Below are 20228 nucleotides of genomic sequence, written 5' to 3' on the forward strand. Positions count from 1 at the left end.
TTTGTGTGAGGGGCGTCGGCGCAGGCCGACATTCACTCGTCCCGCGAGCGTCCGATGATCGGCACCGGGAACGGCTCCCCAGCCGGCCGCGACGGATGCTCACCATCGTCGTCAACGTCGCCATCTCGCGGCCGACGCTTCGGCGCCACCCGCTCGAGCAGCGCCTGCTGCTCCGGCGGGATCTTGTAATCCCAGCCGAAACGGCTCAGCTGCAGACTCTGCGCGATCCGCAGCGCCGGCTCCATGAAACGGACCGCCGCGGCCGGCTGATAGCGCGATTCGACCGTATCGAGGAACAGATACAGCCAGCGGCTGAAATGCTGCGGCTCGATGCGTTCGAGCGGCTGATGCGCCTGCTGCACGTTGCCGCGATACTGCTTCGCGCCGAGCACGAGGCTGCTCCAGAATGTGCACATCTTCGGCAGATGGTCGTCCCAGCGGCCCGCGAGCTTCGCGTCGAAGACCGGACCGAGCAGCGGGTCGGCACGCACGCGATCGTAAAAGCCATAGACGAGGTCGCGGATATTGGCGTCGGTGGGTTCGGCCGCGCGTTCGACCGGCGGCGCGGCGGGGAAAGACGGATTCATGCGGATTCCAGAAAATTGCGGTTGCCGATGACGGCTGAACTGAACCTTGAACCTCCCGTTTTTCTAACAAACGGTTGATGCGGAAAAAGCTACTATTGCTATCCGAAACAGTTTTGCAACGCGATTCGCGGAACGACGCCCGCCAGCCAGTCATGCCAGCCAGTCATGTTAGGGCGTAGCGCTCGTTCCCGGCAACCCTTGCCTCGACGCGGTTATCGGGACGTTCAAGGCACTTGCTCGCAGCCTTTCAAGCTATACCGGGACCTATGAGACTTACCGACTATACGGATTACGCGCTGCGCGTGCTGTTGTACCTCGCGGTGCGGGGCGACGGATTATCGACGATTCAGGACATTTCGCAAGCCTACGGCATCTCGAAGAACCATCTGATGAAGGTCGTGCAGCAGCTGGGCGAGCTCGGCTGGGTCGAAACCGTGCGCGGCCGCAACGGCGGTTTGCGGCTCGGCGCGCAATCGCTGTCGCTGACCGTGGGCGACGTGGTGCGGGTCACGGAAAGCGACTTTGCGCTGGTCGGCTGTCTGCCGGACCGGCAGGGCCAACAGCGGCCTTGCGTCATCACGACGCAGTGCCGGCTGCGTGGCGCGTTGCAGGCGGCAAACCTCGCTTTTCTCGCCGAACTCGACCGTTTTACGATCGGCGAAGTCGCGCAACCGAAAAGTCCGCTCGCGGCGTTGCTCGGGTTAGGCTCCACGATTCAGATGGTGCCGCTGCCGATTGCGGTGGCATCGGATAGCACGCGCGGCGGGCGTCCGGCGACGCTGGGCCACAAGAACTAGAACATCCGGCCGGCTCCCCGGGTGCGCAAACCCGCCCGGCCGCGCCACTGGGGAAGGATCGCGGCAGTTCTTGCGCTCAAATGTTAAATGGTTGCGACCGAGGCCAAAAAAGCGCTTGAAACCCTAATAAAACGCCTCATTTTGGTGGTAATCGAAATTGGAGGTCTCTTGATGAGAATCGACAAACTCACCACTAAATTCCAGGAAGCGCTCGCGGACGCCCAGAGTCTGGCGGTTGGCCACGACAATCAGTACATCGAACCCGTGCACGTGCTGGCGGCACTCGTCGCGCAGCAGGACGGCTCCGCTCGCTCGCTGCTGTCGCGCGCCGGCGTGCATGTACAACCTCTACAAACCGCACTGAACGACGCGGTCACGCGGCTGCCCCAAGTGCAAGGCACCGATGGCAACGTGCAGATCGGCCGCGAACTGACCGGTCTGTTGAACCAGGCCGACAAGGAAGCGCAGAAGCTCAACGACACGTTCGTCGCGAGCGAAATGTTCCTGCTCGCGGTCGCCGACGACAAAGGCGAGGCCGGCCGTCTCGCGCGCGAGCATGGGTTGTCGCGCAAGGCGCTCGAAACCGCGATCGCCGCGGTGCGCGGCGGCTCGCAGGTGCATAGCCAGGACGCCGAAAGCCAGCGCGAAGCGCTGAAGAAGTACACGATCGACCTGACCGAGCGCGCCCGCGCAGGCAAGCTCGACCCCGTGATTGGCCGCGACGACGAAATCCGCCGTTCCATCCAGATCCTGCAGCGCCGCACCAAGAACAACCCGGTGCTGATCGGCGAGCCGGGCGTCGGCAAGACCGCGATCGTCGAGGGGCTCGCGCAGCGCATCGTCAACGGCGAAGTGCCGGAAACGCTGAAGAACAAGCGCGTGCTGTCGCTCGACATGGCCGCGCTGCTCGCGGGCGCCAAATATCGCGGCGAGTTCGAGGAGCGCCTGAAGGCGGTGCTCAACGACATCGCGAAGGACGAAGGGCAAACCATCGTCTTCATCGACGAGATTCACACGATGGTCGGCGCCGGCAAGGCCGAAGGCGCGATGGACGCGGGCAACATGCTGAAGCCGGCGCTCTCGCGCGGCGAGCTGCATTGCGTCGGCGCGACCACGCTCGACGAATACCGCAAGTACATCGAAAAGGATGCCGCGCTCGAGCGCCGTTTCCAGAAGGTGCTGGTGGACGAGCCGTCGGTCGAGGCGACCATCGCGATCCTGCGCGGTCTGCAGGAGCGCTATGAGCTGCACCACGGCGTCGACATCACCGACCCGGCGATCGTCGCGGCCGCCGAGCTGTCGCATCGTTACATCACGGACCGCTTCCTGCCCGACAAGGCGATCGATCTGATCGACGAAGCCGCGTCGAAGATCAAGATGGAAATCGACTCGAAGCCGGAGGAGATGGATCGGCTCGACCGTCGTCTGATCCAGCTGAAGATCGAACGCGAAGCAGTGAAGAAGGAGAAGGACGAAGCGTCGCAGAAGCGTCTGCAACTGATCGAAGAGGAAATCGAGCGGCTCAACCGCGAATATTCGGACCTCGATGAAATCTGGACCGCGGAAAAAGCGGCGGTGCAGGGCAGCGCGCAACTGAAGGAAGAGATCGAGAAGACGCGTGCGGAAATCGTGCGTCTGCAGCGTGAGGGCAAGCTCGAGAAGGTGGCCGAATTGCAGTACGGCAAGCTGCCGGGTCTCGAGGCGCAGCTGAAGGAAGTCACGCGCGCCGAGGCCGAGGAGCAGAACAGTCCGAAGCGTCCGCGTCTGTTGCGCACGCAGGTCGGCGCTGAAGAAATCGCCGAGGTCGTGTCGCGGGCCACCGGCATTCCGGTGTCGCGCATGATGCAGGGCGAGCGCGAAAAGCTGCTGCAGATCGAGTCGAAGCTGCATGAGCGCGTGGTCGGCCAGGACGAGGCGATCAGCGCGGTCGCCGATGCGATTCGCCGCTCGCGCGCGGGTCTGTCGGACCCGAACCGTCCGTATGGCTCGTTCCTGTTCCTCGGGCCGACCGGCGTCGGCAAGACCGAGCTGTGCAAGGCGTTGGCGTCGTTCCTGTTCGATTCGGAAGAGCATCTCATCCGTATCGACATGAGCGAGTTCATGGAGAAGCACAGCGTCGCGCGTCTGATCGGCGCGCCGCCGGGTTACGTCGGCTACGAGGAGGGCGGTTATCTGACTGAGGCCGTGCGCCGCAAGCCGTATAGCGTGATCCTGCTCGACGAAATCGAGAAGGCGCATCCGGACGTGTTCAACGTGCTGCTGCAGGTGCTCGACGACGGCCGCATGACCGATGGCCAGGGCCGCACCGTCGACTTCAAGAACACGGTGATCGTGATGACCTCGAACCTCGGTTCGCAGGTGATCCAGGCGATGGTCGGCGAGCCGCAGGAAGCCGTGAAGGACGCCGTGTGGGAAGAGGTGAAGCTGCACTTCCGGCCCGAGTTCCTGAACCGGATCGACGACGTCGTCGTGTTCCATGCGCTCGATCGCTCGAACATCCAGTCGATCGCGCGGATCCAGCTGCAGCGTCTGCACGAGCGGCTCGCAAAGCTCGACATGCAGCTGGTGGTATCGGACGCGGCGCTCGAGCACATCGGCAAGGTCGGCTACGACCCGCTGTTCGGTGCGCGGCCGCTGAAGCGCGCAATCCAGCAGGAGATTGAGAACCCGATAGCGAAGCTGATTCTGGCCGGCAAGTTCGGTCCGAAGGATGTAATTCCGGTCGAAGTGGACGACGGTAAGCTGCTGTTCGAGCGCGTCGTGCACTGAAGGCGATGGCTTGATGACGCGAAGGGACGATAGCAGGCGAGTCGTTCCCACCAACGTTAAGAAACCGGCAACGAAGGTGACTTCGTTGCCGGTTTTCTTTTGTCCGCCGATTTCAAACCGGTGGCATCATCGTGGAGCGAAGGTCTCTGCAAGTCGCCAGCGCATGGCGCACAGCGTGCTTAAGCGTTGCCCTTGTTGCCGAGCAGCGCCGACAGGCCGCCGAGCGCGCCGAGCACCGTGGTCGCGTTCAGCTTGCCATCGGCCGGCACTTCGCCTTCCGGCGTGGCCGCGTTGACGACGTGCGGCAGGATCTGCGACAGCAGACCCGTCACCTGATCCGGCTGGACGCCGGCCTTGGCGGCGAGACCGGTCACGGCTTCCGAGCCCAGCACGTTATGCAGCGCGTCGGGTGCGATCGGCTGGTTTTCGCCATTGCCGACCCACGACGACACGACGTCGCCGAGGCCCTTTTCCTGGAAGCGCTGGATCAGGCCGTTCAGGCCACCAGGCTGGTTGTTGACGAATTCGAGCGCGGCGGCGATCAGCGCTTGCTGGCCGCCGCCTTCTGGCGATTTGCCAAGCAGGGAACCGATGGTGTCGAGTAGGCTCATGACGGTCTCTCTTGAATGCCGGCGCGTACGACGGCCGGGCGGTTGACGTCGACGCGCGGTTGCGCGTCGCGGTGAAACGCAGGGCGGCAGCCCCGCCGGCATCATGCGCCGGACGCAGCCGCGGCGGATGCCGCCTTGCTCTTCTTCGCTTTCTTCTTCGAAGCCTTGGTGCCGGACGCGTCGGCCGGTGCGCTGGCTGCCGCGGCGGCCGGAGCCGTAGCGGTTGCCGCTTCGGATGCAGCGGCCTTGTCCTTCTTCTTCGACTTCGACGGCTTAGCGGCCGAGGCAGGCGCAGCCGCGGCCGGCGCTGCCGTCGTGGCAGCGGGCGCGGCGGCGGTGGTTGCCGCGGGAGCCGCCGGTGTGGTCTTCGTGGCCGACTTGGTGGACGTCTTCGCGCCGGTCGGCGGTGCCGACGAGCCGTTGATCGTCAGTCCGGCCGCTTCGAGGTTCTCGACCGATTTCTGCCCGATGCCCTTCACACGTGCGGCGAGATCGTCGGCGTTCTTGAACGGGCCGTTTTTGGCGCGTTCGTCGAGAATCGCTTTCGCATGCACGGGGCCGATGCCCTTGACCGATTCGAGCGCGGCCTGATCGGCGGTATTCACTTCCACGGCCGCGACAAATCCGGCCGACAGCGACAAAGCCACAGCGAGGCAAAGCATGAAAAGCTTCTTCAGCATGGCAAGCACTCCATTGAGAGCAAAAAGTTAGCCGGGAACGGACGACCTATCCTGTCAGCGGGCGCTGCGTTTAAGCATAGGACAAATCGCAGGCCCGATTTGAGATAGCGGACGATTTATACCGATCGATTGATGACAAGTAAATCCGCCACACAGTATTTAAAGCTTTTAGCGGCATGCAATGCCGGTGAATTTATCGGTCGATATCGATCGCGATAACTCGTCTGCGATAAAGAATGAGCAACGCAAAGGAATGACAGCGTCCGACGCTTGACTTAGAGTGCACTCGAAGTCCTAACCTGAGTCCGTCATGTCGAAACACTCAACCGCGCTCACCATCGGTCAGGTCGCCGAAACGATCGGCGTGTCCACGCACACGTTGCGCTATTACGAACAGGCCGGCTTGATCAGGCCGGTCGGACGCACGCAGACGGGACACCGGCTGTACTCGCCGGCCGATCTCGACTGGTTGCGCTTCGTGATGCGTCTGAAGGCAACGGGCATGTCGATCTCCGGCATGCAGCAGATCGCCGCGCTGCGCGCGCAAGGCCATCCGACGATGCGCGCACGCCGCGACCTGCTGGTTGCGCATCGCACCGCGCTGCTCGCGCGGATCGCCGATCTGCAGAGCAACCTCGGCGCGATCGACGACAAGATCGCGTACTACGAGGCGGCCACGAGCGGCGCGCTTGAGCCCGATCCGGCACGACAGGACGACGAAGCCTCGTCGCCCTCACACCCCGATAAGGACTCGCAATGGACTACGCACACAACGACCGCTACGCGCGGGGCTGGGACAAGCTCAGGGAAATCGACGGTTCGGCGGGCGAGCAGGTAATTGCCGCGCTCGCGCCAGTCGCGCCGGAATTCGGACGCCTGTTGATTGAATTCGGCTTCGGCGACATCTACAGCCGGCCGCAGCTCGATCTGCGCACGCGTGAGATTGCGACGATCGCGTCGCTCGCGACCCTCGGCTGCGCGCAGCCGCAGCTGAAGGTACATATCGAGGCGGCGCTGAACGTCGGCTGCACCCGCGAGCAGATCGTCGAGGTGTTCATGCAGATGGCGCTTTATGCGGGCTTTCCGGCCGCGCTCAATGCGCTGTTCGCGGCGCGGGAAATTTTCGAGGCCAAGGATCGGGAGGGGGAGGCCGCATACGCGGCGTGAGCGGGCTGAGCTGCGTGGGGAACGGAAAGGCGAATGCAGAACAGGTCGTCTCTCACCCTGGCTTGGGCGCAACTAACGGTCCGGTCGGTACTATTCGTGGCCTTCCCAACCCTCCATCCCCTCAAACAGCCGAATCAACCCGCGCCGCCGCAGCCTCGCGCAAATAGCGCTGGCTCACGATTCGCCAGTACACGAGCAAGCCGAGCCCGGCAATCGCGAGACTTGCGGTATTCGCGACCCAGAAGCCGCGCGCGCCGGTCAGCCAGGGCGGCGTGAGGCCGGTCGTATTGAAGCCGAGCGCATAGCCGCCGCCGAGCCCGACTCCCCACAGCGCCACCGCATAGATGATGGTCGGCACGACCGCGACCTTGTAGGCGCGCAGCACGAACGCGGTCGAGATCTGCAACGCGTCGAACAGGTGGTAGCAGGCGACGATCAGCACCAGCGGCAACGCCTTCGCCGCGACCTGCGCGTTCGTCGTATAGCCGGCGACGATATATGGCCGCAGCACGAGCACGAGCGCGCCATAGCAGCACGCGATCGCAACCGCCATCGCGATGCCGTGACGCGACAGCGTGCGCGCCGCCTGCGGCCGATGCGCGCCGAGCGCCTGCGCGACCAGCGTCGACGACGCGATGCCGATCGACAGCGGCGTCATATAGAGCACCGCGCCGACGTTGCCGGCGATCTGATGTCCGGCGAGCGTCGTCGTGCCGAAACGCGCGATGAAAAGCGCCATGAACGTGTACGACGTGACCTCGATCAGATACGACAGCCCCATTGGAATACCGAGCCGCAGTTGCGCGGCCTGGCGCTTCCAGACCGGCCAGCAGAACTGCATGAAGATGCCGAGTGCCTTGAAATCGTCGATGCGCGCGAGCAGCAGCATGCCGAGCGCCGCGAGTGCCCAGTTGAGCAGCGTGCTCGCGAGCGCGCAGCCCGGACCGCCCAGCGCGGGCACGCCGAGGCCGCCGAAAATGAACCAGGTATTGAGCGGAATTTTCAGCAGCAGCGCGGCGATCTGCAGGAACATCACGAGCCGCGGTTTGGCGAGCGCATTGGCAACGGAGCCGTAGACCCGGAAGGCGAGGCCGGCGGGCAGCCCGAACGCGAGAATCCGCAGGTACGCGAGCGTGCGCTCGTGCAGCGCGTCGGGCACCCGCGACAACGCCAGCAGCGGTCCGGGGAAGAACAGGATCAGAAAGCCGATCACGGTCAGCGCGGCGGCAAGCCACCATGACTGGCGGACCTCTTCGCCGATCTCGCCGTAGCGACGCGCGCCGTACAGCTGCGCGGCGATCGGCTGCAGCGCGGTCAGGATGCCGGTCAGGCCGATATAGACCGAGACGTAGATCGACGAGCCGAGGCCGAGCGCGGCCAGATCGACGGCCGAGTAGCGCCCGACCATCGCCGTGTCGATCACGCCGAACGCGATGATGGCCAACTGGCCGATCAGTACGGGCCACGCGAGCGCGGCGATCTTCCGTACGTCGGCGAACATGGTCAGTCGAGCTTCTTGTGCCAGTTGCGGCGCTTGCCGGGCGGCGGCTTGGGACGGTCGATGCGCACGTACAGGCGGAAGCGCTCGTCGCGGTCCGCCGCGCGGCGGCCTTCCCACACGAGCTTCCAGATGTAGTCGGGCATCGCGCTAGGGTCGCCGTAGTCCTGCGAGTCCTGACGCAGGATCACGTCGCAGTCCTGGTCGAACGAAAAGTGCATGTCGCCGAAATACGCGAACGTCGCGATCTGCGCATTGCCGAGGCGCACCGGCGCGATGCACGTGTAGTCATCGGGCAAGTGGTTGGCGATCTGCTGCGCGACGTCGCGATAGGTCCGGCTGTAGTTGACGACCGGCAGCCACAGCGTCATCAGCAACACCCACATCAGCGTGGTGCCGGCGCTCGAGAGCACGACGCTGCGCCACAGCACCTTTGGATGACGCGCGAGACGCCAGCGCACCAGCAGGAACCAGCACACGGTCACCGCGACCGCGCACACGAACGACAGAATCTTGAACTGCGGCACGAAGCCGGGCGCGAGTCGCGCGAGATTGCGCGCGAGCGGATGCGGAAAGCCGGTCAGGCCTGCCACATACACGAGCCATACGAAGCTGCCAAGGATCGTGAAGCTCAGCAGCGCGAACCAGTCGATCGCGTTGATCGCGCCGCGCTTGAGCGTCGGCAGCGCGAAAGCGGCGAGCACCGCAAGCGGCGGCAGCAGCAGCATGTAGAGTCGGTTCGACTGATGGCTTTGCAGCACGACGAGCACGAACAGCGGCCCGATCACCGACAGCGGAATCGCCACGTGCGGCGCGCGCCGCAGTCCCTGCCAGCTGAACCACGACCACAGCGCGAGCGGCCAGGCGGGCCATGTGAAGAGCGGCAGGTTTTTCAGCGCATACGCGGCGACCGAGCCGGGCGGGCCCGCGAACGAACTCAGGCTCACGTGCAGCCACTGGTTCAGATACCAGACAGCGTCGTCCGGGAACGCGGTGAGCGCGATGATCGGCCACGACACCGCGAGCACGAGCGCCACGGGCAGACCCGCGAGCAGCAGCCAGCGCGATCGCGTTTCGCGTACGATCAGCGTCATCGCGAGCGTGCCGAGCAGCAGCGCGCCGACCAGCACCGGGCTGCTCGCGAGTGTGACGAGGCCGATCGCGAGACCCCAGATCAGCGCGCCCTGAATCGGCTTGTCGATCATGCGCACGAGGCCGTACACGAGCATCGCGATGCAGACGAACTGCACGAGCTGCGGCGTGGTCTCGTGACCGCGCTCGGCGAGGCCGAAGCACGCGAGCAGGATCAGCAGTGCGCCATCGGCGAGCGTGCGGCCATAGTCGCGCGGTTCCGGCTCGCCGCCGAACGCATATTTGAATGGCTGCACTTCGGCACGCCGGCCGAGCAGATACGCCGCGTACCAGACGAACGCACAGCCCGCGCAGAACAGCAGGCCCGTGAACACGCGCGACGCGTTGCTCGCGTCGACCCACGGTGCAAGGATGCGGATCGCACTCGCGCCGAGCCAGTAGCCGAGCGGGCCGTCCTCGGTCAGATATTTGCCGACGAGATTCGGCAGCAGCCAATCGTGCGCGCCGCCGTTCGCCATCGTCCACATCACACCAAAGCCGGCTGCGTCCTCGTTCTTCCACGGATCGCGGCCGAACAGGCCGAACGAGGCGTAGACGATACAGATGGCCAGCAGCAGCCAGCGCGGCAACGCACTGGTCGCAGAGGCGGTGAGGCGAACGACAGGTCTCATGCGGTGTGTGGAGTCTGGATAAACGATGCAGCCGGAGCGGCCCGGCAGGTCAGGGCGCGAGGGCCCGTTTCGAGCATCCGGCATTGTAGTCGTGCCGTGCGATGCACGTCACGGCCGGTAACGCCCGGCAACGTCAATGGACAAGCTGTAACACAGTGCCGCGAAAGCGCGGCGTGCTCCTTCCGGCTGAAGGCTTCGCGCGGCGTGCGACCCAGCGGGCGCACAAGCGCAGGCGACAAAAAAGGGCAGCTCGCGCTGCCCTTTCTGTTTGCTCTGTTGCCGGCCGGAAGCCGGCACCGTTGCGGTATTACTTTACTGCCTTGCCCGAAGCGCGTGCGCCGAACTTCTTGTTGAACTTCTCGACGCGGCCGGCCGTGTCCATGATCTTTTGCTGGCCGGTGTAGAACGGATGCGATTCCGACGACACTTCGATCTTCGCGAGCGGGTAGGTCTTGCCGTTGAATTCCGCGGTTTCGCGCGTCTGAATGGTCGAGCGCGTCACGAACCTGAAGTCGTTCGACATGTCGACGAACAGGACTTCGCGGTAATTCGGGTGAATGCCTTCTTTCATGGTCTTTCCTTTAATCTGGCGGTAGCCAACCCGCGTGCAGCCTCGAATGGGACTGCCTTCAGGCGCGAGCCACTTGCCTACGGTCGAAAATCCGGGATTATGCCAGAAAATCAGTCGCTTGGCGATTTTTCTGCCAGCGGATTCTCTTGCGGCGCAAGCGGCGCCCATCCGCGGCGTCTCAAATGGGCGTGAACGTCAAACCGACGCGCGCTGGATCTTGCCGGTAGTAGCGCGCGAGCAGTCGGTACAGTTCCGGATACTCCGCCTCGAACGCTTGGGGCCGCACGAACAGCGCCTCGCTGCATACGGCAAAAAATTCCGACGGATGGTCCGCCGCATACGGATCGATCAGCGACTCGCGTTCGAAACGCGCCCAGCGTCGCTCGGGCACCGCGTCGACTTTCGCACAGAAGTGATCGTATGCATGGTCGAACACATCGGCCCATGCCTGCGCATCGAGCGGCGCGTGCCAGCGGCGCATCAGCGGCGGGTGGCCATCCGCTTCGCCGTTGAGCATGTCGATTTTGTGCGCGAACTCGTGGATCACAACGTTGTATGCATCGCTGCCATCGGTCATCTGCGCGTCTTCCCACGACAGCACCACCGGGCCGCCTTCCCACGCCTCGCCGCTGGCGTCGTGTTCGATCTCGTGCACGACGCCATCTTCGTCCTCAACGGTCTTGCGGATCACGAACTCGCCCGGATAGACGATCACGCCGACCCAGCCGCGATACAGATCGAGGCTCAGGTTCAGCACCGGCAGGCACGCCTGCGCGGCGATGCCGACCGTCATCGCATCGGTCAGCTCGAGCTCGTGCGCGGTCGAGAACTCCTTCTGCGCGAGGAAGAGGCTCGTCATCTCGCGCAGCCGCGCGAGATCGGGCGCTTCCAGATGCGTGAGAAAGGGTAGGTCGGCGAGTGTCGCCTGCCACAAGGAATCGTCGATCGCGTAGTCGCGCAGCGCGCGCTCGCGACGCCGTGCGCCCAGCCAGTTCGTGAGTTTCGACAGCATGCTTGGAGCCCACCTTCAGTCGATCTGTTTTTGCCACGCGGCGAACGGGCCGCCGCATATCGCGACGCCGATCAGAAAATAGAAACCGTCGGGCGACGCGAGCAAACTGGCCTGCTGCGCAATCGACCGGCTGATCGACGCGATCGCGAGCGCGTGCGCCTCGCTCGCCGCATGACCGGCGGCGGCGGAGCCGCGCGCCAGCGTCGCGAGCGTGTTCTGGTAGACCGGATTGTACGGATTCACGGACTCTGCGAGGCGACTTTGATGCAGCGCGAGCCGGTGCTGCTCGACGATGATCACCGAGGCGGTCGCGAAGGAGATGGTCAACTGCTGGACGATGTTTTTCGGCCGGCAGCCGTGCGTGAACTCCTCGATCGAGAAGATCCGGCACGTCAGATTCGCGACCGGCGGCACGATGAACAGCAACAGCAGGCCGCGCAGCAGCAGCGGCACGGCGAGCGCCGCCTCGCCGACATCCGGCGACATGCGTGTCATCCACCCGGCGGCGAACGCGGGCACCGCGAAGCCCGGCACGATGATCCACTTCTTACGCGGCAGCAGCTTCGCAAAACGCAGATAGACGAACAGCGCGCTCGCCGAAATCAGCGACGTGACGCCGACGAGCCGCCCGGCGTTCTCGACGGGATAGCCGAGGCCCCTTCGAGAAACCGTGTGTACGTTCACGCTGATGTTAAGGCGGCGCATTGTCTCTGCAGACGACGGACGAAAAAAAACCGCTCGCAGTTTGCGAGCGGTTTTTCATGCGTTGCAGTTGCCGACTAATACGGCCAGCCCGAACGTCGCGCGTTAGCTGCCGCCGCCACGACGCATCATGTCGAAGAACTCGGAATTGCTCTTCGTCTGGCGGATCTTGTCGAGCAGGAATTCCATCGACTCGACTTCGTCCATGTCGTGAATGAACTTGCGCAGTACCCAGATCTTCTGCAGCGCTTCGGGCTTGATCAGCAGCTCTTCGCGGCGCGTGCCCGACTTGTTCAGGTTGATTGACGGGTAGACGCGCTTCTCGGCGAGACGGCGCTCGAGGTGGACTTCCATGTTGCCGGTGCCCTTGAACTCTTCGTAGATCACATCGTCCATGCGGCTGCCGGTTTCGATTAGCGCCGTGCCAATGATGGTCAGCGATCCGCCTTCCTCGATGTTGCGCGCCGCACCGAAGAACCGCTTCGGGCGCTGCAGCGCGTTCGCGTCGACACCGCCCGTCAGCACCTTGCCCGAGGCCGGGACCACCGTGTTGTAAGCGCGCGCGAGACGCGTGATCGAGTCGAGCAGAATCACGACGTCGTTCTTCATTTCGACGAGGCGCTTGGCCTTCTCGATCACCATTTCGGCGACCTGCACGTGACGCGCGGCGGGTTCGTCGAACGTGGAGGCGATCACTTCGCCGGCCACCGAACGCTGCATTTCCGTCACTTCCTCCGGACGCTCGTCGATCAGCAGCACGAACAGCACGACGTCGGGATGGTTCTGCTTGATCGCGTGCGCGATGTGCTGAAGCATCACGGTCTTGCCCGACTTCGGCGACGCGACGAGCAGCCCGCGCTGGCCCTTGCCGATCGGCGCGATCATGTCGATGATGCGGCCGGTCACGTTCTCTTCGCCACGCATTTCACGTTCGAGCAGCAGCACCTTGTTCGGGTGCAGCGGCGTCAGGTTTTCGAACATGATCTTGTGCTTCGAGGCCTCCGGCGGCTGGCCGTTGACCTTGTCCACCTTCACCAGCGCGAAATAGCGCTCGCCGTCTTTCGGCGTGCGCACTTCGCCTTCGATCGTGTCGCCCGTATGCAGATTGAAGCGGCGGATTTGCGACGGGCTGATGTAGATGTCATCCGTGCTGGCGAGGTAGGAGGTTTCCGGCGAACGCAGGAAGCCGAAACCGTCCGGCAGCACTTCGAGGGTGCCGTCGCCGAAGATCGTGTCGCCCGCTTTGGCTCGTTTTTTTAGAATGGCGAACATCAATTCCTGCTTGCGCAGGCGGTTCGCGCTTTCGATCTCGAGGCCATTGGCCATCTCGATCAATTGGGACACGTGCAGAGTCTTAAGCTCGGATAAATGCATACGGAGAACCCGCAGGAGAAGGTGCGACGAAATGAAATCTGGGAGGAGGGAGAGCGGAACCGCTCAAAGACTTACACGTCTTTTCGACGTTTTGTGGATTCTAGCATAGCACACGCCAATTTAAGCCAGTGCGGCAGCGTGGCATCTTTGTTGCAAAGCGTGTTGCCGGCTGACAACACGCTTGACCGGCGGGCGCGGCGGTTTGCTTACCCGATGCGCCCGATTCTCCAACTGCCTGCGGCGCGCGATGGACCCGCGAGCGCCGCGGCGTACTGCTTGCTTTACAGGTTGCCGTCGAGGAACGCGGTGAGTTGCGACTTCGACAGAGCTCCGACCTTCTGAGCGGCAACGGCGCCGTTCTTGAACAGGATCAATGTGGGGATGCCGCGCACGCCAAACTTGACCGGCGTGGACTGATGCTCGTCGACATTGATCTTCGCAACTTGCAGGCGATCGGCGTAATCCTTCGCGACCTCGTCGAGGATCGGCGCGATCATCTTGCACGGACCGCACCATTCGGCCCAGAAATCGAGCAGCACGGGTTTATCGGATTTCACGACGTCCTGTTCGAACGATGCGTCGCTAATATGCTTGATTTGTTCGCTCATTTATGAATACCTCTGTCGGTTCGAGGCCCGCCTGAATTGCTCGCCACGATACGTCAAAAACTGGGAAAACTTCTGTTCGCTTTGCCGCATCCAGAGCCTCGCCGCGCATGCCTGTGAAAATCAGAAAAACCGTCTGAAAAAACGCCGGATTTTCACGGAATGCGCGGAAAGAGTCGCGTATGCGGGTCTTTCAACTGGCAGTGTAGCTTAATTCGCTATGCGTTGCCGATGGCGATAGTACTCATCAAGGCAGTGGGGCTAATAGGCTGCCGCCGCAGCGTCGGCCGGTTTCTGCGGCTCACGGCGACCGCCTTGCAATCTAAATGGTGTCGCGCACGGCGAACTCAAGTGCCGCGCGTGGCGGGCGTCGCCGCGGTGGCCGGGAGGGCGTCTGGCGGCGTGCAGAAAGCGGCTGCAAACCGCGCGAAGCCGTTCGAAGCGGAGCGTCGTTCGCGTTTTGCTCATGTCAACAGTCGCACAATGCGCGCGGCAATGATAGAATCTTTCGTGACGGGCCTCCTCGCATGGAGGGATGGTCAATCTGGTCAGGTCGGGAACGAAGCAGCCACAGCCGTTTTCCACCAGTGCCGAGGGTCGGGCTCGTCACCTTTCCTTGCTTTTTTCTCCGCGGCCGTTTTCACGGCTTCTCCGCAGTTTCTCCTCAGTCATTCCCAGCTTTTGTATTGATCGTTCGCCGTCTTCGGATGGAGCGTCGTCGTGGCCGTTTCGCGCATTTCACGCGTCTTCCCGAATCGGTTTTGCGCGCCATTGTTACTGATACAATTTCCGGATGACCTATCAAGTTCTCGCACGCAAATGGCGGCCGAAGGATTTCGCTTCGCTCGTCGGACAGGAGCACGTTGTGCGCGCGCTCACCCATGCGCTCGACGGCGGCCGTCTGCACCATGCCTATTTGTTTACAGGTACGCGCGGCGTCGGCAAGACCACGCTGTCGCGCATCTTCGCGAAGGCGCTCAATTGCGAGACCGGCGTGACGGCGACGCCGTGCGGCGTATGCCGTGCGTGTCGCGAGATCGACGAAGGGCGCTTTGTCGATTACGTCGAAATGGACGCGGCGAGTAATCGTGGCGTCGATGAAATGGCCGCGCTGCTCGAGCGCGCGGTGTACGCGCCCGTCGATGCGCGCTTCAAGGTCTACATGATCGACGAAGTGCACATGCTGACGAACCACGCGTTCAACGCGATGCTGAAGACGCTCGAAGAGCCGCCGCCGCACGTCAAGTTCATCCTCGCGACCACCGACCCGCAGAAGATTCCGGTCACCGTGCTGTCGCGCTGTCTGCAGTTCAATCTGAAGCAGATGCCGGCCGGCCATATCGTGTCGCATCTTGAACGCATTCTCGGCGAAGAGAATGTGCCTCACGAGGCGCAGGCGTTGCGCCTCCTCGCGCGCGCGGCCGACGGTTCGATGCGCGACGCGCTATCGCTGACCGATCAGGCGATCGCCTATTCGGCGAACCAGATCAGTGAAGACGCGGTGCGCGGCATGCTCGGCGCGCTCGACCAAAGCTATCTGATCCGCCTGCTCGACGCGCTCGCGCAGGGCGACGGCGCGGCGGTGCTGGCGGTCGCCGACGAGATGGCCTTGCGCAGCCTGTCGTTCTCGACGGCGCTGCAAGACCTGGCGAGCCTGCTGCATCGGATCGCGTGGGCGCAGTTCGCGCCTTCGTCGGTGCTCGACGAATGGCCGGAGGCGGCCGACTTGCGCCGTTTCGCCGACGCGTTGAGCGCCGAGCAGGTGCAACTGTTCTATCAGATCGCGACGATCGGCCGAAGCGAACTGGGCCTCGCGCCCGACGAATACGCGGGCTTCACGATGACGCTGCTGCGCATGCTCGCGTTCGAGCCGGCGCCGACAGGCGGCGGTGGCGGAGCGGCGGGAGCCGCTGGCACGCAGAGCGGTGCGGGCGGCGCCGGCGCCGGTGCGAAGCGCTCTGGTGCACCGACGGTTGCCGCGCTGCGCGCGCTGTCACCTTCGTCCGTGACGGCCATGGCAGCTGCTGCGCCCGTTCGTGGACCTCAGGTAGGCGTTGCCGGCGAGGAGCAGGGCGACGCGATGAAATCGACCGCGCCGACTGCAAAGCCGATCGCGAAGCCCGCAGCCGACTCCGCGCAATCTGAAGAAGCACCGCAATCGCCCAATGCCGAAGTCGCCCGCGTGACAGACGCGCCTGCCACTACGGCACCCCCGCTGGCGCCGTGGGAAGACGCGCCCGCGAATGCCGTCGCCACGATCGCCAGCTCGAGCGCGCCGGTCTCGAACGGAGTTTCCGACATCGCACCTTCGTCCGCACCGAGCGCGCTTGCAACTGCCGCGCCTGGTCGCGCGGAAGAGGCCACGACACCGGAACCGGAAGCGCGGCCGGAATTGGTGGCGCCCGCTTCAACGGCGGCACCGGCGGCACCGGCGGCCGCAGCCGACTCCGCGCCGCGCCGCGCGGGCGGCGCCAGCGCCGCGCTCGACGTGCTGCGCAACGCCGGCATGAAAGTATCGTCCGACCGTGGCCGTGCTAACACGGACGTGTCCGCGAAGCCGGCCGCAGCCGCCACACCGAAGCCGGCCGCACCGAAACCCGCCGCGCCGCGTGTGGTCGTGCCGGTGCCGACGCCCGGTGCGTCACGCCGCGTGTCGCAGGACACCGCCGCGCAGGCTGCGCCCGCTCGCGACGCAAACAGCGGCGCGAGCAGCAATGCGCAGCTGAACAGCCCGTCGATCCCACCATGGGACGACATGCCGCCCGACGACTACATGCCGTTGTCGGCCGCGGACGACGCGTACTTCATTCCGCCAGACGACAACTTCGTGCCGGTGTTCGACCGCGGCCCCGACGACGTCCGCATGGACGGCGCGGCCGCGCAGGCCGCCGCGCCGGCGCCGGTCGCCGATACGCGCCCGCTGCCGCCTGCCGTGCCGCTCGATCCGCTAGGTTTCACCGGCGACTGGCCGGCGCTCGCCGTCGATCTGCCGCTGAAGGGCATCTCGAATCAGCTTGCGTTCAACAGCGAACTGATGGCGCTCGACGGCAGCACGCTGAAGCTCAACGTGCCGGTGCCGCAATACGCAGAAGCGTCGCAGGTCGCTAAACTGAAGGCGGCGCTCGTCGAGCGGCTCGGCCAGAACGTCGACGTGCAGGTCGAAGTCGGCCCGGCGCGCCGTACCGCCGCCGCGCACGACGCGAAGCTGCGCGCGCAGCGCCAGCAGGAAGCCGAGCGCGAGATCAGCGCCGATCCGTTCGTGCAGTCGCTGATTCGCGAGTTCGGCGCGAGCATCGTGCCGGGCTCGATCCGCCCGATTACCCCGGACGCCGCCCCGAACGGCGCGTCACCGGCCCACTGATCCATCGTTCGCGGCGTCGTCGCAGCGCGGCGCCAGAATGCCAGATTCCACGCTATCTAGAAGGAGCACGTCCATGATGAAAGGCCAACTCGCCGGGCTAATGAAGCAAGCCCAGCAGATGCAGGAAAACATGAAGAAGATGCAGGAGCAACTCGCGCAGATCGAAGTCGAGGGGCAGTCGGGTGCCGGTCTCGTCAAGGTGACGATGACCTGCAAGAACGACGTGCGCCGCGTGTCGATCGACCCGAGCCTGCTCGCCGACGACAAGGACATGCTGGAAGATCTCGTCGCCGCCGCGTTCAACGACGCCGTGCGCAAGGCCGAGGCGACCGCGCAGGAAAAGATGGGCGGCATGACCGCCGGCCTGCCGCTGCCGCCGGGTTTCAAGCTGCCGTTCTGAACCTGCTCTGATTGGGAACGGGCCGAAGCGGGTGAGCGCCGCGGCGGTTCATTGCCGCGGTGCGAACGCAGACGCTCGCCGCCGCGCGCCGCGCGCAGGCTGGAAACATCGAACCTGCAGCCGCGCGTGAAAGCCTCGTCACGGCGTGAAAGCGCGGCCCGGTTCGAGCAACACCCCCGCATCCCAATTCGCCCACCCGAGCACCACCCACGTCGACGCCGATCCGCATGAAACAACCTTCCGCCCTGTCGGCGCTCGTCGAAGCGCTGCGCGCGCTGCCCGGTGTCGGGCCGAAGTCCGCGCAGCGCATGGCGTATCACCTGATGCAGCACGATCGCGAAGGCGCCGAAAAGCTCGGGCGCTCGCTGTTGTTCGCGACCGAGCATCTGCGTCACTGCGAAAAGTGCAACACGTTTACCGAAGCGCAGATCTGCGAGGTCTGCCTCGATGAGGAGCGCGATCCGTCGCTGCTGTGCGTCGTTGAAACGCCGGCCGACCAGATCATGCTCGAACAGACGATGACCTATCGCGGCCTCTATTTCGTGCTGATGGGGCGGTTGAGTCCGCTCGACGGCATCGGCCCGAAGGAAATCCATTTCGACCGGCTCGTGAAGCGCGCGTCGGATGGCGTCGTCAAGGAAGTCGTGCTGGCCACCAATTTCACCAACGAGGGCGAGGCCACCGCGCATTACCTCGGACAGACGCTGAAGGCGCGCGGCCTTGCCGTGACGCGTCTCGCGCGCGGCGTGCCGGTGGGCGGCGAACTCGAGTATGTCGACGCGGGCACGATCGCGCGCGCGATGCTCGACCGTCGTTCGATGTAGCCAGGCGGCTTTCGTTGGCAGCCGCCATATCCGTCCAGGCACGCATCGTCGCAAGTCGTTGCAAACCAGACAGACCGGGTACACAACGATGCAGAACCAGGGAGACTCATGAGCGCCACCCCCGAATCAGGCGCGAGCGCCGCACCGCATGACGCGTGCGGTCCGCTCGCCGGCGTCAAGGTGCTGGAACTCGGCACGCTGATCGCCGGGCCGTTCGCCGCGCGTTTTCTCGGCGAATTCGGCGCCGACGTCGTCAAGATCGAAGACCCCAAAGGCGGCGACCCGCTGCGCAAATGGCGCAAGCTGTACCCGGAAGTCGGCGGTACGTCGCTGTGGTGGGCCGTGCAGGCGCGCAACAAGAAGTCCGTCACGATCAACCTGAAAGCCGAAGAGGGCAAGGAGATCGTGCGGCGCCTCGCGAAAGAGGCCGATATCGTCGTCGAGAATTTCCGGCCCGGTCTGCTCGAAAAGCTCGGGCTCGGCTACGACGTGCTGTCCGCCGAGAACGCCGGCCTCGTGATGGTGCGTCTGTCGGGCTACGGCCAGACGGGCCCGTATCGCGACCGGCCCGGCTTCGGCGCGATCGCCGAGTCGATGGGCGGACTGCGCCATATCACCGGCTATCCGGATCTGCCGCCGCCGCGCATCGGCATTTCGATCGGCGATTCGATCGCCGCGCTGCACGGTGTGATCGGCGCGCTGATGGCGCTGCATCACAAGCAGGTGAACGGCGGCAAGGGGCAGGTCGTCGACGTCGCGCTGTACGAGGCTGTCTTCAACATGATGGAAAGCGTGGTGCCCGAATACGGCGTCTACGGCATGGTGCGCGAGCGTACCGGCGCGTCTCTGCCGGGCATCGTGCCGTCGAATACGTATCCATGCCGCGACGGCAGCATCGTGATCGGCGGCAATAGCGATCCGATCTTCAGGCGCCTGATGATCGCGATCGAACGCGACGATCTCGCCAACGATCCGGCGCTCGCGCACAACGATGGCCGCGTGCCGCGCACGCAGGAAATCGACGCCGCGATCGGCGCGTGGCTGTCCACGCGCACGATCGACGAAGCGCTCGCGGTGCTGAACGCGGCCGACGTGCCGGTGGGCCGCATCTACAGCGTCGCCGATATGTTCACCGATCCGCAGTTCATCGCGCGGCAGATGATCCAGCGGTTCAAGTGGCAGGACGGCAAGGAAATCACGCTGCCCACGATTACACCGAAGCTGTCGGCGACGCCCGGTGAGACGCGCTGGCTGGGGCCAGAACTGGGTGAACATACCGATGAAGTCCTGCAATCGCTAGGTTATGATGCTGACGGCATCGCGCGGTTGCGGGCGCAACAGATCGTCTGATGCGCACAGCGCAACGCATAGAGAAGGGCGCGTAAAGCGCGGCGCTGACGCACGATTCGCGCCGCGCGACCGGCAGCCCCACACCGTGGCCAAGCGCTTGCGCAACGCGCACACGGGCGGTCAAAAAGCCGGACTACAAAAAATCTGGAGACAACGG

17 protein-coding genes, 1 other RNA gene and 1 pseudogene are annotated in these 20228 nt (G+C 64.4%); 9 read left to right on the plus strand and 10 right to left on the minus strand.

What is annotated here, in order from left to right:
- Nucleotides 1-32 precede the first annotated feature (32 nt).
- Nucleotides 33-587 carry a group III truncated hemoglobin gene (locus OKW41_RS29585; RefSeq protein ID WP_429574830.1) on the minus strand — a complete coding sequence of 185 codons (555 nt, stop codon included), beginning with the start codon at nt 585-587 and terminating at the stop codon, nt 33-35.
- A 266-nt stretch (nt 588-853) separates the two neighbouring features.
- On the opposite strand from OKW41_RS29585, the gene OKW41_RS29590 reads away from it, so the two are divergent.
- Complete coding sequence (locus OKW41_RS29590) at nt 854-1384, plus strand: Rrf2 family transcriptional regulator (RefSeq protein WP_429574831.1); 531 nt, start codon at nt 854-856, stop codon at nt 1382-1384.
- 171 nt (nt 1385-1555) lie between these two features.
- Complete coding sequence (gene clpB, locus OKW41_RS29595; RefSeq protein ID WP_090804607.1) at nt 1556-4153, plus strand: ATP-dependent chaperone ClpB; 2598 nt, start codon at nt 1556-1558, stop codon at nt 4151-4153.
- A gap of 179 nt (nt 4154-4332) precedes the next feature.
- Here the strand turns inward: clpB and OKW41_RS29600 are convergent, their stop codons facing one another.
- Together OKW41_RS29600 and OKW41_RS29605 are read right to left on the minus strand one after the other, a co-directional pair.
- On the minus strand, nt 4333-4764 hold the full coding sequence (locus OKW41_RS29600) for a YidB family protein (RefSeq protein WP_018418148.1): 432 nt from the start codon (nt 4762-4764) through the stop codon (nt 4333-4335).
- A 101-nt stretch (nt 4765-4865) separates the two neighbouring features.
- Nucleotides 4866-5444, minus strand: a complete 579-nt coding sequence (locus OKW41_RS29605; RefSeq protein ID WP_429574832.1) for a ComEA family DNA-binding protein — start codon at nt 5442-5444, stop codon at nt 4866-4868.
- Between the two features lie 310 nt (nt 5445-5754).
- Between OKW41_RS29605 and OKW41_RS29610 the strand changes: the two genes are divergently transcribed.
- Entirely contained in the window at nt 5755-6282 is a 528-nt protein-coding gene (locus OKW41_RS29610) for a MerR family transcriptional regulator (RefSeq protein WP_090804611.1), read from the plus strand.
- The gene (locus OKW41_RS29615) at nt 6201-6611 is read left to right on the plus strand and encodes a carboxymuconolactone decarboxylase family protein (protein WP_429449619.1); all 411 of its coding nucleotides are present in this window, start codon (nt 6201-6203) and stop codon (nt 6609-6611) included. Before OKW41_RS29610 ends, OKW41_RS29615 begins: the two co-directional genes overlap by 82 nt.
- A gap of 121 nt (nt 6612-6732) precedes the next feature.
- Here OKW41_RS29615 and OKW41_RS29620 read toward each other — a convergent pair whose 3' ends face one another.
- The 7 genes and pseudogenes from OKW41_RS29620 to trxA all read right to left on the minus strand — a co-directional run bounded on the left by OKW41_RS29620 (nt 6733) and on the right by trxA (nt 14139).
- Nucleotides 6733-8112 (minus strand): MATE family efflux transporter, encoded by a 1380-nt coding sequence (locus OKW41_RS29620; protein WP_429574833.1) that lies wholly within the window; start codon nt 8110-8112, stop codon nt 6733-6735.
- A gap of 2 nt (nt 8113-8114) precedes the next feature.
- Nucleotides 8115-9872: an ArnT family glycosyltransferase gene (locus OKW41_RS29625; protein ID WP_429449623.1), complete on the minus strand. Its 1758-nt coding sequence runs from the start codon at nt 9870-9872 to the stop codon at nt 8115-8117.
- 307 nt (nt 9873-10179) lie between these two features.
- Nucleotides 10180-10443 carry a type B 50S ribosomal protein L31 gene (locus OKW41_RS29630; protein WP_090804621.1) on the minus strand — a complete coding sequence of 88 codons (264 nt, stop codon included), beginning with the start codon at nt 10441-10443 and terminating at the stop codon, nt 10180-10182.
- Nucleotides 10444-10621: 178 nt separating this feature from the next.
- Entirely contained in the window at nt 10622-11455 is an 834-nt protein-coding gene (locus tag OKW41_RS29635) for a zinc-dependent peptidase (RefSeq protein WP_429449625.1), read from the minus strand.
- A 15-nt stretch (nt 11456-11470) separates the two neighbouring features.
- Nucleotides 11471-12112 (minus strand): annotated as a pseudogene (locus OKW41_RS29640) (MFS transporter); the annotation flags it as partial.
- Nucleotides 12113-12262: 150 nt separating this feature from the next.
- Nucleotides 12263-13531 carry a transcription termination factor Rho gene (gene rho, locus OKW41_RS29645; RefSeq protein WP_026225411.1) on the minus strand — a complete coding sequence of 423 codons (1269 nt, stop codon included), beginning with the start codon at nt 13529-13531 and terminating at the stop codon, nt 12263-12265.
- A gap of 281 nt (nt 13532-13812) precedes the next feature.
- Entirely contained in the window at nt 13813-14139 is a 327-nt protein-coding gene (gene trxA / locus OKW41_RS29650; protein WP_013089343.1) for a thioredoxin TrxA, read from the minus strand.
- Nucleotides 14140-14648: 509 nt separating this feature from the next.
- On the opposite strand from trxA, the gene ffs reads away from it, so the two are divergent.
- From ffs to OKW41_RS29675, 5 genes are all read left to right on the plus strand, one after another.
- Nucleotides 14649-14747, plus strand: an RNA gene (gene ffs / locus OKW41_RS29655) — signal recognition particle sRNA small type.
- Nucleotides 14748-14929: 182 nt separating this feature from the next.
- Nucleotides 14930-17497 (plus strand): DNA polymerase III subunit gamma/tau, encoded by a 2568-nt coding sequence (locus OKW41_RS29660; protein ID WP_429574834.1) that lies wholly within the window; start codon nt 14930-14932, stop codon nt 17495-17497.
- 73 nt (nt 17498-17570) lie between these two features.
- Nucleotides 17571-17897, plus strand: a complete 327-nt coding sequence (locus tag OKW41_RS29665) for a YbaB/EbfC family nucleoid-associated protein (protein ID WP_008923976.1) — start codon at nt 17571-17573, stop codon at nt 17895-17897.
- Nucleotides 17898-18124: 227 nt separating this feature from the next.
- Nucleotides 18125-18721, plus strand: a complete 597-nt coding sequence (gene recR, locus OKW41_RS29670) for a recombination mediator RecR (protein ID WP_018418135.1) — start codon at nt 18125-18127, stop codon at nt 18719-18721.
- 108 nt (nt 18722-18829) lie between these two features.
- Nucleotides 18830-20071 (plus strand): CaiB/BaiF CoA transferase family protein, encoded by a 1242-nt coding sequence (locus tag OKW41_RS29675; RefSeq protein ID WP_429574835.1) that lies wholly within the window; start codon nt 18830-18832, stop codon nt 20069-20071.
- Nucleotides 20072-20228 lie beyond the last annotated feature (157 nt).

Origin of the sequence: Paraburkholderia sp. UCT70 (genome assembly GCF_050434085.1) — a bacterium.
GTDB lineage: Bacteria > Pseudomonadota > Gammaproteobacteria > Burkholderiales > Burkholderiaceae > Paraburkholderia > Paraburkholderia tuberum.